Annotated in this window: 14 protein-coding genes; 9 read left to right on the forward strand and 5 right to left on the reverse strand. The window is 67.0% G+C overall.

What is annotated here, in order from left to right:
* Positions 1 to 8: 8 nt before the first annotated feature.
* Entirely contained in the window at positions 9 to 1772 is a 1764-nt protein-coding gene (gene ggt / locus ASE30_RS12260) for a gamma-glutamyltransferase (RefSeq protein WP_057284590.1), read from the reverse strand.
* Positions 1773 to 1919: 147 nt separating this feature from the next.
* Here ggt and ASE30_RS12265 point away from each other — a divergent pair, with 147 nt between their 5' ends.
* Entirely contained in the window at positions 1920 to 2825 is a 906-nt protein-coding gene (locus tag ASE30_RS12265) for a LysR family transcriptional regulator (RefSeq protein ID WP_057284591.1), read from the forward strand.
* 128 nt (positions 2826 to 2953) lie between these two features.
* Here ASE30_RS12265 and ASE30_RS12270 read toward each other — a convergent pair whose 3' ends face one another.
* Complete coding sequence (locus tag ASE30_RS12270) at positions 2954 to 3946, reverse strand: tripartite tricarboxylate transporter substrate binding protein BugE (RefSeq protein ID WP_057284592.1); 993 nt, start codon at positions 3944 to 3946, stop codon at positions 2954 to 2956.
* Positions 3947 to 4188: 242 nt separating this feature from the next.
* On the opposite strand from ASE30_RS12270, the gene ASE30_RS12275 reads away from it, so the two are divergent.
* Complete coding sequence (locus ASE30_RS12275) at positions 4189 to 5088, forward strand: AEC family transporter (RefSeq protein WP_057284593.1); 900 nt, start codon at positions 4189 to 4191, stop codon at positions 5086 to 5088.
* Positions 5089 to 5144: 56 nt separating this feature from the next.
* On the opposite strand, the gene fumC is transcribed toward ASE30_RS12275, so the two are convergent.
* The gene (fumC, locus tag ASE30_RS12280; RefSeq protein WP_057284594.1) at positions 5145 to 6542 is read right to left on the reverse strand and encodes a class II fumarate hydratase; all 1398 of its coding nucleotides are present in this window, start codon (positions 6540 to 6542) and stop codon (positions 5145 to 5147) included.
* A gap of 164 nt (positions 6543 to 6706) precedes the next feature.
* Here fumC and tsaE point away from each other — a divergent pair, with 164 nt between their 5' ends.
* Entirely contained in the window at positions 6707 to 7246 is a 540-nt protein-coding gene (gene tsaE, locus ASE30_RS28495) for a tRNA (adenosine(37)-N6)-threonylcarbamoyltransferase complex ATPase subunit type 1 TsaE (RefSeq protein ID WP_082601564.1), read from the forward strand.
* Positions 7174 to 8559, forward strand: coding sequence for an N-acetylmuramoyl-L-alanine amidase (locus ASE30_RS12285; protein ID WP_057284595.1), 1386 nt, complete (start codon positions 7174 to 7176; stop codon positions 8557 to 8559). Before tsaE ends, ASE30_RS12285 begins: the two co-directional genes overlap by 73 nt.
* 86 nt (positions 8560 to 8645) lie before the next feature.
* Here the strand turns inward: ASE30_RS12285 and ASE30_RS12290 are convergent, their stop codons facing one another.
* A complete protein-coding gene (locus ASE30_RS12290; RefSeq protein ID WP_156407629.1) occupies positions 8646 to 9281 on the reverse strand; it encodes a VTT domain-containing protein in 636 nt (211 codons plus the stop codon).
* 100 nt (positions 9282 to 9381) lie between these two features.
* Here ASE30_RS12290 and mutL point away from each other — a divergent pair, with 100 nt between their 5' ends.
* Complete coding sequence (gene mutL / locus ASE30_RS12295) at positions 9382 to 11319, forward strand: DNA mismatch repair endonuclease MutL (RefSeq protein ID WP_057284597.1); 1938 nt, start codon at positions 9382 to 9384, stop codon at positions 11317 to 11319.
* A 2-nt stretch (positions 11320 to 11321) separates the two neighbouring features.
* Positions 11322 to 12281 carry a tRNA (adenosine(37)-N6)-dimethylallyltransferase MiaA gene (gene miaA, locus ASE30_RS12300; protein ID WP_057284598.1) on the forward strand — a complete coding sequence of 320 codons (960 nt, stop codon included), beginning with the start codon at positions 11322 to 11324 and terminating at the stop codon, positions 12279 to 12281.
* Between the two features lie 115 nt (positions 12282 to 12396).
* Here miaA and purM read toward each other — a convergent pair whose 3' ends face one another.
* Entirely contained in the window at positions 12397 to 13446 is a 1050-nt protein-coding gene (gene purM, locus ASE30_RS12305; RefSeq protein WP_057284599.1) for a phosphoribosylformylglycinamidine cyclo-ligase, read from the reverse strand.
* Between the two features lie 399 nt (positions 13447 to 13845).
* Here purM and hda point away from each other — a divergent pair, with 399 nt between their 5' ends.
* From hda to pcnB, 3 genes are read left to right on the forward strand one after another with little or no spacing between them, the layout of a single operon-like run.
* A complete protein-coding gene (hda, locus tag ASE30_RS12310) occupies positions 13846 to 14547 on the forward strand; it encodes a DnaA regulatory inactivator Hda (protein WP_057284600.1) in 702 nt (233 codons plus the stop codon).
* Positions 14544 to 15242 carry an HAD family phosphatase gene (locus tag ASE30_RS12315; protein WP_057284601.1) on the forward strand — a complete coding sequence of 233 codons (699 nt, stop codon included), beginning with the start codon at positions 14544 to 14546 and terminating at the stop codon, positions 15240 to 15242. Before hda ends, ASE30_RS12315 begins: the two co-directional genes overlap by 4 nt.
* Complete coding sequence (gene pcnB, locus ASE30_RS12320; RefSeq protein WP_057284602.1) at positions 15243 to 16610, forward strand: polynucleotide adenylyltransferase PcnB; 1368 nt, start codon at positions 15243 to 15245, stop codon at positions 16608 to 16610.
* Positions 16611 to 16613 lie beyond the last annotated feature (3 nt).

Here is a 16613-nt window from a genome sequence, read left to right on the forward strand (position 1 = left end):
GCGCGGCCTCAGCCGCCCGCCGCCAGCCCCTCGCGCCGCGGGTCCGCGCCGCCCTGCAGCCCGGACCCGTCGATCACGATGCCATGGATGCCGCTGGGGAAGTCGGTGATGCGCACCGGGTGCCCCATGCGTTCGAGCTCAGGCGCCAGCGCTTCCAGCGGCGTGCCTTTCTCCAGTTCGGTTTCCTTGTTGCGGCTGCCCATGTTGGGCAGCGCGATGGCGGCCTGAATGTCCAGGTTCCAATCCAGCACCCCGACGAGCGTCTTGGCCACGTAGTTGATGATGGCGCTGCCGCCCGGTGATCCCACCAGCAGATAGGGCTTGCCGTCGCGCAGCACGATCATCGGCGCCATCGCGCTGCGCGGGCGCTTGCCCGGCTCGATGCGGTTCGCCACCAGCCGGCCTTCGGGGTCCTTGAACGACGACGAGAAATCCGTCATCTCGTTGTTCAGCAGGAAACCGCGCACGAAGATCTTGCTGCCGAACTCGCTTTCTATCGTGGTCGTCATGCTGAGCGCGTTGCCACTGCCATCCACCGCCACCAGGTGGCTGGTGGACGGCAGCTCCAGTGCATTGTCGCGGCCCAGGGACAACAGCTTGCCCTCCGGATCGCCGGGCAGGGCGACCTTCATGCTGCGGTCGGGCTGGATCAGGCCGCCGCGCGCGCGCAGATAGGCGGGATCCAGCATGGCGCGCACCGGCACGCGCACGAAGCCGGGATCGGCGACGTAGAAATCGCGGTCGGCGAAGGCCAGCCGGCCGGCTTCAGAAAAGTAATGCACCGCCTGCGCGCTGCCCGGCGCATAGCGGCCCATAGGAAATTGCTCTAGCGCGCCCAGCATCTGCAGGACCGCGATGGGGCCGCTGCTGGGAGGGCCCATGCCGCACAACTGGTAGCCGCGATACGCGCCGCAGACCGGATCTCGCGCCAGTGCCCGGTAGCCGGCCAGATCGGCCAGGCTCAGATCCCCGGGGACGGCATGGCCATGCACCGCGGCCACGATATCGCGGGCGATGTCGCCCTGATAGAACGCATCCGCGCCCTGGGCCGCGACCGCGCGCAGCGTGCTGGCGAATTCGGGATTCTTCAGCACATGGCCGACGGGCCAGGCCGCGCCATCGGGGGCATAGAAATACGCCGCCGCCGCGGCCTGAGCGGGCAAGGCCTTGTTGCCCGCCAGCAGCGCATGCAGGCGCGGGGACACGGCAAAGCCCTGCTCCGCCAGCCGGATGGCGGGCTGGAACAGATCGGCCCAGGGCAGGACGCCGTGCGCCTTGTGCGCCAGCTCCAAGCCGCGCAACAGGCCCGGCACGCCCACGGACATGCCGTTGTTCACGGCTTGCGCGAACGGAAGCGGCTTGCCCTCGGCATCCAGGAAGCGGTCGGGCCGCGCGGCGGCGGGCGCCGTCTCTCGGCTGTCGTAGGTCTGGATGCGGCCATCCTTGGCCGAGTAAAGCACCATGAAGGCGCCGCCGCCGATACCGGACGATTGCGGCTCGACCAGGTTCAGCACCAGTTGCGTGGCGATGGCGGCGTCCACCGCGCTGCCGCCGCGCCGCAGCATCTCGTCGCCCGCCATGGTCGCCAGCGGGTTGGCCGACACCATCATGAAATGCGGCGCGCGCACGATCTGGCGCGCCTGGACGCCGCTGGCGGCTTCCGGGTTCAGGTCTTCGGCTGCCTGCGGCGTGCGCGCCCAGGCGGTGGACAGAAAGGACATGGCGGCCGTCGCGGCGGCGAGCGCCAGGACGGCATGGCGGCGTATGCGCATGAGAGCTTCCGGGGTGGCGCCGGTCTTCCGGCAGGCATTCATGATAGTCAAGGCCCGCGCCGCTGTCGCGCAGGCGGCCGCGGGTGCCGCGCCACCCCATCCGGCATAGAATCGCGGTTTCGGTCCACCTTCCCAAACCATCGCGTCATGCGCCTGCGCCATATCGAGATATTCGAAGCGATCCGCCGTACCGGATCCCTGACGGAAGCCGCCGCCGCCCTGCACATTTCGCAACCGGCCGCCAGCAAGCTGCTGGCCCATGCCGAAGCCCAACTGGGCTTCAAGCTGTTTGACCGTGTGAAGGGCCGCCTGGTCGCCACGCGCGAGGCGGACATCCTCACGCCCGAGATCGCGCGCCTGAGCCAGGACCTCAACAGCGTGCGCAGGCTGGCGTCCAACCTGCGCGATCGGCCCAACGGCCATCTGCGCCTGGGGTGCGCGCCCGCGCTGGGACTGGGGCTGCTGCCGGGCGTGGTGCGCGACAGCCGCGAGGCGCAGCCCGGCATCACCTTCGACATCCACACCCACCATAGCGCCGAGCTGGTCCAGGGCTTGCTGACGCGGGAGCTGGACCTGGCCATCACGTTCGACACGAACGACTACCCGGGCCTGACGCGCATGGGCCTGGGCCAGACCGAACTGGTGCATCTGAGCCGCAAGCCCGCCACCGGTCCCATGCGCCTGTCGGAACTATCGGACCGGCCGGGCGACACACTGATCGTGCTGGATGCCGGCGACGCTTCCGGCGCGCTGCTCCAACTGGCGCTGGACGCGCAGGGGCTGACCCCGCAGGTGGCCATCCAGGTGCAAACGCATTACGTGGCGTGCGCGCTGGTGGACGCGGGCTGCGGCGACGCCATCGTGGATGCCATCACCGCGCTGGCGATGCTGCGCCCGGGCATGATCCTGCGCCGCCTGGAACCCGCGCTGCGCGTGCCGATCAGCATCATGGCGCGCAACCAGGACCCGCTGTCGGCGCTGCATCGCGACCTGATCGAACGGCTGCGGGCTGCCTGCGAGGCGCGCCTGGCCGGATTGGATGCGCCGGCCTGAGCGATCGGGCTGAACAATCGGCCCGAAAGATCCGGCCTGCCCAACCCGGCGCGCCGAATGCAAGACGGGCGCCCGTGGGCGCCCGTCTTGGTGTCGGCCGGGGCAGGCATGGCCCGCCCCGCGCAGCATCAGTCCAGCTTGATGTTCTGCTTTTTCACGACGTCTTGCGCCCAGTCGAACTGTTCCTTGATTTCCTTGGCGAACTCTTCCGGCGTGTTGCCGGACGGTGCCGAACCCTGTTCGTCCAGCGCCTTGATGACCTTGGGGTCCTTCAGGGCCACGACAGCGGCGTCGCGCAGCTTGTTCACGATTTCCATCGGCGTGCCCTTGGGCGCCAGCAGACCGTACCAGACCGGCTGGTTCAGCACGGGGTAGCCCGCTTCCTTGAAGGTCGGAACGCCCTTGACCGCGGCGATCTGCTCAGGCCAGGCGATGGCCATGGCATTGAGCTTGCCCGCCTGGATTTGCGGCATCGACGACGGCAGGTTGTCGAACAGGATTTCGATCTGGCCGCCGACGGCGTCCGCCAGGGCCGGGCCCGAACCCTTGTAGGGCACGTGCACGATGTCGGTGCCCGTGGCCATCTTGAACGATTCGCCCATCAGGTGCAGCACGCCGCAGGTGCCCGAGCTGCCGTAGGAATACTTGCCCGGGTTTTTCTTCAGCTCTTCGATGAAGCCCTTGAAGTCCTTGGCCGGGAACTTCGGATTCACGGCCACGACGTTGGCGGTGTTGGCGAAGTTGGTGACGGGCTGGAAGTCCTTGATCGGATCGTACGGCAGATCCTTCGGACGGCAGGCCGGGTTCACGGCCATGGTCGACACCGTCGCGATGGACAGCGTGTAGCCGTCGGCATCGGCGCGCGCGGCTTCGGAAGCGCCGATGGCACCGCCCGCGCCGCCCTTGTTTTCAACGACCATCGGTTGGCCGAGTTCCTGGCTCATGCGCTGCGTCACGAGGCGCGCAATGATGTCGGTGGAACCGCCAGGCGCGAACGGAACGATCACGCGGATGGCCTTGCTGGGATACTTGTCGGCGGCGTGGGCGATCGACACGCCGAGCGTGCCGGCAGCGCCGGTAGCCAGGGCGATGGCCATAGCCAGGGAGCGAACTTTAGTCATAGATGTGTTTCCTCCAGGATTGCGAGCCCGTATGTGAACGGACCGTTGCGTGTTGTACCCGCCTGTAGATGGGTCAGCAGATAACGGTGGGGGCGCCATGCTGGTGCGCAGCGTGGTGACGCCGCTTTTATAGGTGCTTGTTGTACACGCGCCCGCCGGAATGACGGAGAATAGCAGCAAATGCTTACACCCGCATAGCGCACCGATCCCCGGTTTGATGCTCACTGAACGCCCCCTTTTCCATGTCGGTTGCTCTTCTGGTTTTCCCTGATTTCATGCTGGTCGCGCTGGGTTGGGCGCTGCGTCACAAACTGGCTTTCTCACGCGAATTCTTTGCCGGCACCGAGCGCCTGGTCTACTTCGTGCTGTTCCCCGCCCTGCTGTTCCAGTCCATCCTCCGCACGCCCATCACCGCAGGCAACGCCGTCTTGCTGTTGCAGGCCACGGCGGCTGTCGTGGCCGCCGGTGTGGCGCTGGCATGGCTGGCGGGACTGGTGCTGCGGCCCTCATCGCTGGGCCTGGCGTCGTCCGCGCAATGCGGCTACCGCTTCAACACCTATATCGGCCTGGCGCTGTCGGCCAGCCTGGCCGGTTCACAGGGCCAGACAGCGATGGCACTGATCGTCGGGTTCGCGGTGCCCATGGCCAACGTGGCGGCGGTCTATGGCCTGGCGCGCCACAGCGGCGGCAATCTGCTGCGCGAGCTGGCGCGCAATCCGCTGGTGGTGTCCACGCTGCTGGGCCTGGCCTGCAACCTGGCCGGGCTGCACCTGCCCGGTCCCGTGGACACCGTGCTGGCCCGGCTGGGCGCGGCGGCCCTCGCGCTTGGCGTCATCTGCGTCGGCGCCAGCCTGGCCTGGGAAGGAGGTAAGGGCTACGGGACGCTGATCGCGTGGATGCTGGCGGTAAAGCTGGTCGCGCTTCCCGCCGTCGCCCTGCTGGTGGCGCACCTGCTGGGCCTGCCGCCCCTGGAAGCGCGGATGCTGCTGCTGTTCGCGGCGCTGCCCACCGCGTCCGCCGCCTACGTGCTGGCGATGCGCATGGGCGGCGACGGCCGGATGGTGGCGGTGCTGATCTCGCTGGGCACCCTGTTTTCGGCGGTCACGATTCCGATGTGGCTGCTGTTCGCCGGTCACGCCTGAACCCCGAAAAAAAATGGCCGCCCCAGGGACGGCCATTTCACGGCTTGCGCCGCCGATCAGGACGGATTGTGCGCGTTGGTCATCGAACCGGGCACGACCCATTCGGCGAACTGCGCCTCGGTCACGTAGCCCAGCGCCAGCGCCGATTCCTTCAGCGACAGGCCTTCCTTGTGCGCCTTCTTGGCGATCTGCGCGGCCTTGTCGTAGCCGATGTGCGGGTTCAGCGCGGTCACCAGCATCAGCGAACGGTCCACCAGCTCGGCGATGCGCTCGCAGTTGGGCTCGATGCCCGCCGCGCAGTGCCGGTCGAAGCTGGCCATGCCGTCCGTCAGCAGGCGCACGGATTGCAGGAAGTTGTGGATCACCAGGGGCTTGTAGACGTTCAGCTCGAAGTTGCCGCTGGCGCCCCCGATGTTGATGGCCACATCGTTGCCCAGCACCTGCGCGGCCAGCATCGTGATGGCCTCGCACTGCGTCGGGTTCACCTTGCCCGGCATGATCGAACTGCCCGGCTCGTTCTCGGGGATGCTGATCTCGCCCAGGCCCGAGCGCGGTCCGCTGGACAGCCAGCGCACGTCGTTGGCGATCTTCATCAGCCCCGCCGCCAGCGACTTCAGCGCGCCGTGGGCAAACAGCAGCGCCTCGTGCGAGGCCAGTGCCTGGAACTTGTTGGGCGCGGAGACGAAGGCCGTGCCGGTGGCGTGGGCCAGTTCGGCCGACACCTTGGCGCTGAACTGCGGATGCGCGTTCAGGCCCGTGCCGACGGCGGTGCCGCCGATGGCCAATTGGTGCAGGCCCGGCAAGGTCGCGCGGATCTGCTGTTCGGCCAGGTCCAGCTGCGCCACATAGCCCGACAGCTCCTGACCCAGGGTCAGCGGCGTCGCGTCCTGCAGGTGGGTGCGGCCGATCTTGACGATGTCGTAGAACTTGGCGCTCTTGGCCGCCAGCGTGGCGCGCAGCGCCTTCAAGGACGGCAGCAGATGATGCTCCACCTGGACGGCGGCCGCCACGTGCATGGCGGTCGGGAAGGTGTCGTTCGACGACTGCCCGCGGTTGACGTGGTCGTTCGGATGCACCTTGCGCTCTTCGCCGCGCACGCCGCCCAGCAGCTCCGAGGCGCGGTTGGCCAGCACCTCGTTCATGTTCATGTTGCTTTGCGTGCCCGAGCCGGTCTGCCACACGGACAGCGGGAATTCATCGGGCCATTTGCCGGCGATGACCTCGTCGGCGGCGCGCATGATGCCGTCGGCGACCTTCGGGTCCAGTTCGCCCAGATCGGCGTTGACCTTGGCCGCCGCGCGCTTGAGCCGCGCCATCGCATTGACCAGGGGCTCGGGCATCTTTTCCGTGGATATCGCGAAGAAATGCAGCGAGCGCTGGGTCTGTGCGCCCCACAGGTGGTCTTGAGGGACCTCGATGGGGCCAAACGTGTCTTTTTCGATGCGGGTCTTCATGGCGCGTACAACTCCGTGGCAGCGTCAGTCGAGGGGCGGCGGGAAGCCGCCGGGTCACGACATTATTGAGAATAGCAATCACTTATAGGTTAGCAGAAACCCGCATTCCTATAATTGCTCCAATCTGTGCTCCGATCATCGTTTTTTACCACTCGCTCCGCGCCATGTCCGCCCCTCTTCGCACCCTGACCTTGCACCTGCCCCACGAAGCCGCCACGGAAGCGCTGGCGCGGCAGCTAGCGCCGTTGGTGTCCGGCGCCAAAACCGGCCTGGCAGGCGCATGTATCCACCTTCAAGGGGACCTGGGGGCAGGAAAGACGGCCTTCACCAGGGCATTGTTGCGTGAATGCGGCATCACAGGCCGAATCAAGAGTCCCAGCTACGCACTGCTTGAATCCTATAAAGTTTCTAACTTATACTTCTATCATCTTGATTTTTATAGATTTAGTGATGCACGTGAATGGTTGGACGCAGGATTCCGGGATTTACTGCGTGATGATGCGGTCGTTTTGATCGAATGGCCGGAGCGGGCAGAGGGTCTTTTACCCCCGCCCGACCTGCTGATTTCCCTTGCCTATGCAGGCGATGGACGTGACGCCACCCTGACCGCGCACACCGCTCGAGGACAAACATGGTTGAACGCGATTGTCCCCCCGCCCAAGACGGCGCCCTTCCCTCGGCAGGCGCCACCCGGCGCCGCCTGATCAGCGTCGCCGCCACGCTGCTCGTCCTGCCGGTCATCCCCCGCCTGGCGCAGGCGGCAACGATCCTGGCCGTCCGTACCTGGCCGGCCGATGAATACACGCGGGTCACGCTGGAGCTCGACAGCGAGCTCAAGGCAGAACAATTCACGCTGGAAAATCCCCACCGCCTGGTGGTCGATATCGAGGGACTGACCCTCAGCGCGGCACTGAACGATCTGGTGTCCAAGGTCCGTCCCGACGATCCCTACATCCAGAGCCTGCGCGTGGCGCAGAACCGCCCCAACGTGGTGCGGCTGGTGTTCGACCTGAAGCAGCCCGTGGCGCCCCAGGTCTTCACTCTCAAGCCGGTAGCCGACTATCAATACCGGCTGGTGCTCGATCTGTACCCGAAGATCGCCCAGGATCCGCTCATCGCGATCCTGAACAAGCAGAGCGGCCCCGACGTGGACGATCCGCTGGCGCGCATCCTGGAAGACATCCAGCGCAATCCCGTGACGCGCGCCGATCCGCCGGAACCTCCCCGCGTGCGCGGCCAGCAGCCCGCCCCCGCCCTGCCGACGGCGCCCGCCTCGCCGCCGGCCACCGCCAGCCGCGGCAAGAAACGCATGCTGACCATTGCGCTGGACCCCGGCCACGGCGGCGAAGATCCCGGCGCCATCGGCAAGAGCGGTCTGCGCGAAAAAGACGTGGTGCTGCGCATTGCCCGGCGCCTGAAGGCGCTGATCGACAGCCAGCCGTACATGCGCGCGTACCTGACCCGCGACGACGATTACTTCGTGCCGCTGCATGTGCGCGTACAGAAGGCCCGCCGCGTGCATGCGGATCTGTTCGTCTCCATCCACGCCGATGCCTGGGTCAAGCCTTCGGCCAACGGTTCGTCGGTATTCGCCCTGTCGCAGCGCGGCGCCACCAGCGCCCAGGCGCGCTGGATGGCCGACAAGGAAAACGCGGCCGACCTGATCGGCGGCGTCAACCTGGGCAGCCACGACCGCCAGGTCGCCAAAGTGCTGCTGGACCTGTCCACCACCGCGCAGATCAACGATTCGCTGAAGGTCGGCAACGCCTTCCTGGACGAAATCAAGAAGATCAACCGCTTGCACAAGAACAGCGTCGAACAGGCCGGCTTTGCCGTCCTGAAGGCGCCGGACATCCCCTCCGTGCTGGTGGAAACCGCCTTCATCAGCAACCCCCAGGAAGAGGCGCTGCTGCGCAGCAACTCGCACCAGGAAAAGCTGGCGCAAGCCATGATGACCGGCATCCAGCGCTACTTCACGGCCAACCCGCCGCTGGCCCGCCTGGGCGACGTCAGCTAGCCGTCCAGGACCACGAAAAAGGGCTGTGCGCCATAGCGGCGCACAGCCCTTTTCCTTGCGGGTTCAACCTGCCCGCTGGCCCCGCATCAGGCCCGGCGCGACCGGACCAGCTTGATGACGGCGGCCCCCACCACCGGCACGATGGCCGCGGCCAAGCCCAGAAGGACGATGGTGTTCAGGTGTTCGCGGACCAGCGGGATATTGCCGAAGAAGTAGCCGGCCGCCACCAGGCTGATCACCCAGATGAGCGCGCCCAGGATGTTGAACAGCTGGAACCGGGCCAGCGACATGTCGGCCACGCCCGCCACGAACGGCGCGAAGGTGCGGACCACCGGAATGAAGCGCGACATCACGATCGTCTTGCCGCCGTGCTTTTCGTAGAACGCGTGCGTGCGCATCAAGGCGCCCCGGTCCAGAAAGCGCAGGTTCATCGAAAACACCCGCGGACCGATATAGCGCCCGATCGCATAGTTCAGCGTATTGCCCGTCACCGCCGCGATGATGAGCAGTATGGACATCAGGATCGGGTCGATATGCCCCGTCGCGCCGAACGCGCCGGCAATGAACAGCAGCGAGTCCCCCGGCAGAAAGGGCAGCACAACCAGCCCGGTCTCGGCGAAGACAATCAAGAACAGCACCAGATACACCCACACGCCGTATTGCGCGACCCAGACGCCCAGCGTCTTGTCGATGTGGAGCACCATATTGAAGAACTCAAGCATTGAAGCAGCCCTGATATCGGAAGGGGAATTTGTCAGCGACTATAGCCCACCGGACCATGACGCTAAAATCGTCCACACAGCTACACCAGACCCGAGTCCCATGACAGAACGCCGTTCCATTCTTGCGCTTCCCGACCTGCTGATCAGCCAGATCGCCGCTGGCGAGGTGATCGAACGGCCCGCGTCCGTGCTCAAGGAAATCCTTGAAAACGCCATCGACGCGGGCGGGCGCGCCATCGAAGTCCGCCTCGAGGGCGGCGGCATCCGGCGCATCGCCGTCACCGACGATGGCGGCGGCATTCCGCCCGGCGAACTGCCGCTGGCGCTGGCGCGGCACGCCACCAGCAAGATCCGGTCGCTGAACGAACTGGAATCGGTGGCATCCATGGGATTCCGGGGCGAAGCGCTGGCGTCCATCGCCTCGGTCGCCCAGGTATCCATCATTTCCCGCACCCGTGACGGCGAGCACGCCTGGCAGATCGACGCCGGCAGCATGCAGGTCGGCCCCGCGTCGGGCCCGCCGGGCACCACGGTCGACGTCCGCCAGCTGTTCGACGCCGTGCCCGCCCGCCGCAAGTTCCTACGCTCCGAGGCCACCGAATTCGGCCACTGCGTCGACGCGATGGAACGCATAGCGCTGGCGCATCCGCAGATTGCATTCCGCCTGTTCCACCACGATCGCGCGCAGCGCCAGTGGCTGCCCGCCGAACCGCCGCAGCGCATCCGCGACGTGCTGGGCGCGGAATTCGCCGAGCACGGCTTGCTCCTGTCCCACTCGGTGGGCGCCGTCAGCCTGGCCGGCATGATCACCCGCCCCACCGCCGCGCGCGCCCGGGCGGACCGCCAGTATCTGTACGTGAACGGCCGCTATGTGCGCGACCGCACCGTCAGCCACGCGCTGCGCGCCGCGTACGCCGACGTGCTGCATGGCGACCGCCAGCCCGCCTATGTGCTGTTCCTGGACATCGATCCGGCTGCCGTGGACGTGAACGTGCATCCCGCCAAGCACGAGGTCCGCTTCCGCGACAGCGGCGCCGTGCACCGTTTCGTCTCGCACGCGGTCAGCCAGACGCTGGCGCAGACCGGCGGCTCGTCGGCGGTCACGCCCGCTGGCCAGGGCGACGACGCGGAATTCGAAACCGTGGCGCCCCCCGCGTCCGGCCCGCAGGCCGCGGCGCCGACCGAGCCCGCCCAGCCCCCGCAGCCCGCTCCGGACGGTCCGAGGCCCGGTTACGGCGGCAACGCCGGCAGCGCGCCGTATGGACTGCGCCCGTCGCCCGCCGCGCAGCGCGCACACACCCAGGTGCCCTTCCGCCTGCACGCGGAACCCGCGGGCATCCCGGCGGCCGACTGGCAATCGCTCTACCGTCCGCTGAACGACGACAGCGCCGCCAGGACGGCGCCCCTGCGCGAACCTGCGCCCGCCCCCGCCGCCGCGCTGCCCGCGGATGAAGAGCATCCTCTGGGCATGGCGCTGGCCCAACTCCATGGCATCTACATCCTGGCGCAGAACCGCCGTGGCATGGTGCTCGTGGACATGCATGCCGCCCATGAACGCGTGGTCTACGAACAGCTCAAGCAGGCGCTGGACGCCCGCAGCCTGCCGCGTCAGGATCTGCTCGTTCCGGTGGTGTTCCATGCGCAGGAGAAAGACGTCGCCATCGTCGAGGAATTCGAGGACCAACTGAGCGGTCTGGGCTTCGAGATGCGCCCGTCCGGTCCCACCTCCATCGCCGTGCGCTCCGTGCCCGCCATCCTGGCCCGTGGCGACATCGAAACCCTGGCGCGCGCCGTGCTGCGCGACCTGGGCGCCGTGGGGGTCTCGCGCCTGTTGACCGAACAGCGCAACGAACTGCTATCCACCATGGCCTGCCACGGTTCCGTGCGCGCCAACCGCAAGCTCACCATCGAAGAGATGAACGGCCTGCTGCGGCAGATGGAAGCCACCGAGCGGGCCGACCAGTGCAATCACGGCCGCCCCACCTGGGTGCAGTGGTCCGTGTCGGATCTGGACAAGCTCTTTCTGCGCGGGCAATAGGTTTGTCGGCTTCCCTTCCCCCCCTTGCGTCCCTGGTCATCTGTCTTGCCGGTCCCACCGCGGCCGGCAAGAGCGCATCCACGCTGGCGCTGGCCGAACGCTGGCCGCTGGAAATCGTCAATGTGGATTCGGCCACCATCTATCGCGGCATGGACATCGGCACCGCCAAGCCCTCTCCCGAGGAACAGGCGCGCGTGCCCCAGCATCTGCTGGACATCCTGGACCCCGCGCAGTCGTATTCGGCCGCGGAGTTCCGCGCGGACGCGCTGCGTCTGATCGGGGAAATCCGCGCGCGCGGACGCATCCCGCTGCTGGCCGGCGGCACCATGATGTACTACAAGGCGCTGCGCGACGGCCTGGACGACCTGCCGCAGGCCGACCCGGCGCTGCGCGCCGAGCTGGAAGCGCGCGCCGCGCGGCAGGGCTGGCCCGCGCTGCATGCCGAGCTGGCAGTGCTGGACCCGGTCACCGCCGCGCGCCTGGCCCCCAACGACAGCCAGCGCATCCAGCGCGCGCTGGAAATCTGCCAGTTGTCCGGCCAGCCCATGTCCGCGCTGCTGCAGCGCGGCCAGCGCAAGCCGGACGACGATCCCAACCAGTACCTGACCCTCAGCCTGGAACCCTCCGACCGCGCCGCGCTGCACGCGCGCATCGAACAGCGCTTTGACGCCATGCTGGCCCGCGGCCTGCTGGACGAGGTGCGCGGCCTGCACGCCAGAACCGATCTGCACCCCGGCCTGCCGTCGGTCCGCTGTGTGGGCTACCGCCAGATGTGGGCCCACCTGGACGGCGAAATCGACCTGGACACCGCCCGCGAGCAGGGCATTGCCGCCACCCGCCAACTGGCCAAGCGGCAGATCACCTGGCTGCGCGCGCAGCCAGAACGCGTCGTCGTGGACTGTCTGGCGGCGGATGCCGTGGCCCGGACGATCCAGGCCGTGGCGGGGGCGCTGAAGGGCTGACGCCCGCACTGGATGCCTCGCGGGCAGGCGGCGCCATGCAGAAGCCGCCGCGTCGGGCGTCCACATGAAAAAACCCGCCAAGGCGGGTTTTTTTTACAGCATGGCCAGCGCGGCTTTACACCACGAAGGTCTGCGCCATGCCTTCTTCCTGGGGAACGATCTCGCCCAGCTTGCTGACGGTCTCGCCCTGCTCGCGCAGCGTGCCCGCGATGGCGTCGGCCTGGGCCGGGTCCACCACCAGCACCATGCCGATGCCGCAGTTGAAGACGCGATACATTTCGGTGTCCTCGACGCCGCCCTGCTGCTGGAGCCACTGGAACAGCTTGGGCATTTCCCAGGCGTCGCGGTGCAGCTTGGCCGACAGGCCGTCCTGCAGGATGCGCGGCACGTTGTCCAGCAGGCCGCCGCCCGTGATGTGGGCCAGGCCCTTGATGGCGGTGCCGTGCTTGGCCAGCGCGGCCAGAACCTGCTTGACGTAGATGCGCGTCGGCGCCATGACGACGTCGACCAGCGGCTGGCCGTGGAAATCGTCGTCGGGCTTGGCGTCGGCGCGTTCCAGGATCTTGCGCAGCAGCGAATAGCCGTTGGAATGCGCGCCGCTGGACGCCAGGCCCAGCACCACGTCGCCCGTCTTGATCGACTTGCCGTCGATGATCTTGGACTTTTCGACCGCGCCCACCGCGAAGCCGGCCAGGTCGTATTCGCCGTCCGGATACATGCCCGGCATTTCGGCGGTTTCGCCGCCGATCAGCGCGCAGCCCGACAGCTCGCAGCCTTTGGCAATGCCGCCCACCACCGACGCCGCCGTGTCCACCGAAAGCTTGCCGCAGCCGAAGTAATCCAGGAAGAACAGCGGTTCCGCGCCCTGCACCAGGATGTCGTTGACGCTCATGGCGACCAGGTCGATGCCCACGGTGTCATGGCGGTTCCAGTCGAACGCCAGGCGCAGCTTGGTGCCCACGCCGTCGGTGCCCGACACCAGCACGGGTTCCTTGTAGGACTTCGGCACTTCGAACAGGCCGCCAAAACCGCCGATACCGGCCAGCACCCCGGGGCGCATGGTGCGCGCTGCGAGGGGTTTGATACGGTCGACCAGGGCGTCGCCTGCGTCGATATCGACACCGGCATCGCGGTAGGTCAGGGGGGCTTTAGGTTGATTCGTCATGAGAAATGCCGTGGGGTATGTAACAATTGCTGGGATTTTGGTGGAACGCCCTGCATTTTACGATGTCGCGGGCGCAAGCTGGGCGGAAGGGCGCAAACCCAAGCCAGGCCAAGCGCTCGGACGCGACACCATCCCCCCAGGTGGTTTAAAGTGTAGGGTTGGCCGGTATTGATTTTGCCAGTTTCTGGCGGTTAAAGCCCAAGGCAAGGCAGTTTTGGCCAGCCACGGGCTTTTCCAGCCCCTGTATCACCGATTTTCTTGGCTTTTCCGGCACCCGGCAGCGCTGCCCGGCATGTCGTTCCGCGGAAATAAGCGGCGGAAATCCGCTACGAAATCTGCTACGAATGTTCGCGGCGTTGGTTTTCGGAAGTCCCGAAAAAGCCTGATTGATAACCTCTCATGAACCGCCAGCTGCTGCTCGACGTTCTTCCCGCGCCAGCGCCATCGCTGAACAACTATATCGCCGGCCCCAACGGGGAAGCGCTGGCCGCCGTGCGCGCGCTCGATCCGGGCCGCGCCCTGTATATCTGGGGCGCCGCGGGCTGCGGCCGCACCCATTTGCTGCGCGCGCTCACGGCGCGTCCCGACGCGGTGTTCATCGATGCGGCCAACGGCGAGACCATGCTGCGCCGCCTGGCGGAGGCCGATTCCAAATCGCCCATGCCCAAGTTCGTGGCGGTCGACGACGTGCATCGCATGGACGACAGCCGCCAGGCCGCGCTCTTTGCGCTGTACAACCGCTGGCGCGAATCCGCCGCCACGGGCCGCGCGTTCGCGCTGGCGCTCACGGGCGACCGCGCGCCCTTGTCGATGCCGCTGCGCGAAGACCTGCGCACCCGTCTGGGCTGGGACCTGGTGTTCCGCCTGGATCCGCTGTCCGATGCAGACAAGCTGGCCGCGCTTTCGGCCCAGGCGGCCGAACGAGGCTTGCACCTGGCGCCCGAAATCATCAACTGGATGCTCACGCATCACGAGCGCGACATCCGCAAGCTGGCCGCGCTGCTAGACGCGCTGGACCGCTATTCCCTGGCCACCGGCCGCCCCATCACCCTGCCCCTGCTGCGGGCCATGCTCGCAGATCCTGATTCACAACGCTCATGACCACCCGACGTCTTGCCCTGTTCGACCTGGATCACACCCTGTTGCCGCTGGACAGCGACTATCAATGGGCCGACTATCTGGCGCGCACGGGCCGGGCGGGCGATCCCGCTGAAGCCCGCCGCCTGAACGACGATCTGATGGACCGCTACAACCGCGGCGAACTGACCGCCGAACAGGCCGCCGAATTCATGCTCGGCCTGCTGGCCGCGCATCCGCCCCACGACCTGGCTTCCTGGCACGAAGCCTTCATGGGCGAAGTCATCCGCCCGTCCATCACCCCCGCCGCGCGCAACCTCGTGGAATCGCACCTGGAAGCCGGCGACCTCTGCGCCATCGTCACGGCCACCAACAGCTTTGTCACCGCCCCCATCGCCCGCGCCTTCGGCGTGCCCCATCTGGTCGCGACCGACGCGGAATATCTGCGCGGCCGCTACACCGGCCGGATCCTGGGCACGCCCAGCTTCAAGGAAGGCAAGGTGGTGCGCGTCAACGATTGGCTCGCCGGCATGGGGTTGGGGCTTGCGGATTTCTCCGAATCGTTTTTCTATAGCGATTCGGTCAATGATGTGCCGCTGCTCGAAAAGGTGACCCGTCCGATCGCCGCCAACCCCAGCCCTGCCCTGCGCAATATCGCTCAGGAACGCGGCTGGCAAGTGATCGACCTGTTCGACCACATGGAAGATTCGAAGTCCTAAATGATCACTGAAACCATAAAAAAATTCGTCGGCCGACTGTTCGCGCCGGCACCCAAGGGGCCGTTGCGCATCGAGCGCGACAAGCACGGCATCGACCGCCGCAACGTTTCGCGCCACGCGATCAAGGTATGCGAGGTCCTGCGCCAGCATGGCTACGAAGCCTACATCGTCGGCGGCGCGGTACGCGACCTGATCGTGGGGCTGGAACCCAAGGACTTCGACGTGGCCACCAACGCCACGCCCGAACAGATCCGCCCGCTGTTCCGCCGCGCCCGCATCATTGGCCGCCGCTTCCAGCTTGTCCACGTCGTGTTCGGCCAGGAGATCATCGAAACCTCCACCTTCCGCGCTCCGGCCTCGGAAGACCAGGAAACCGACGAGCACGGCCGTATCCTGCGCGACAACGTTTTCGGTTCCCAGGAAGAAGACGCCAAGCGCCGCGACTTCACCATGAATGCGCTGTACTACGACCCGCACAACGAGGAAGTCATCGACTACCACAATGGCGTGGCCGACCTGAAAAAGCGCCAGATCCGCATCATCGGCGACCCCGTCAAGCGCTACCGCGAAGACCCGGTCCGCATGCTGCGCGCGGTGCGATTCGCCGCCAAGCTGAACGGCACGATCGACCCGGCCACGCGCCAGCCGATCAGCACCATGGCCGAACTGATCGAGAACGTGCCGGCCTCGCGCCTGTTCGACGAAATGCTCAAGCTGCTGACCTGCGGCCATGCCATGGACTGCCTGCGCCAACTGCGCGCCGATGGCCTGCACAACGGCCTGCTGCCCATGCTGGACGTGGTGCTTGAACAGCCCGGTGGCGAACATTTCGTGGAGCTCGCGCTGGAACGCACCGACGCGCGCGTGCGCGCCGGCAAGACCATCAGCCCCAGCTTCCTGTTCGCCGCGCTGCTGTGGCAGCAGGTGGACGTGCGCTGGAAGCAACTGCGCGCGCAAGGCGAGCACACGATCCCGGCGCTGTCCGCGGCGGCGGACTCGGTGCTGGAAGAACAGACCGAAAAGCTCGCCATCCAGCGCCGCTTCTCGTCGGACATGCGCGAGATCTGGTTCATGCAGCCGCGATTTGAACGGCGCATGGGCAAGACCATCTTCCGCATGATCGAGCAGCCGCGCTTTCGCGCCGCCTGCGACTTCCTGCAGTTGCGCGCCGCCGCCGGCGAATTCGACAGCGTGCTGGCCCAGTGGTGGATGGACCTGGCCAATGCCGACGACACCACCCGCGCCGACATGATCGAGGAAGTCGCGCGCCTGCCGCGCGACGCCGCCGACGCCCCGTCCGCCCCCGCCGCGCGCAAGCGCCGCCGGCCTCGCCGCAGCGCGCCGCGCAGCGCTCCCGGCTCCGAGTAATCC

The organism is Achromobacter sp. Root83 (assembly GCF_001428845.1).
In the GTDB taxonomy this organism is placed as follows: domain Bacteria; phylum Pseudomonadota; class Gammaproteobacteria; order Burkholderiales; family Burkholderiaceae_B; genus Achromobacter.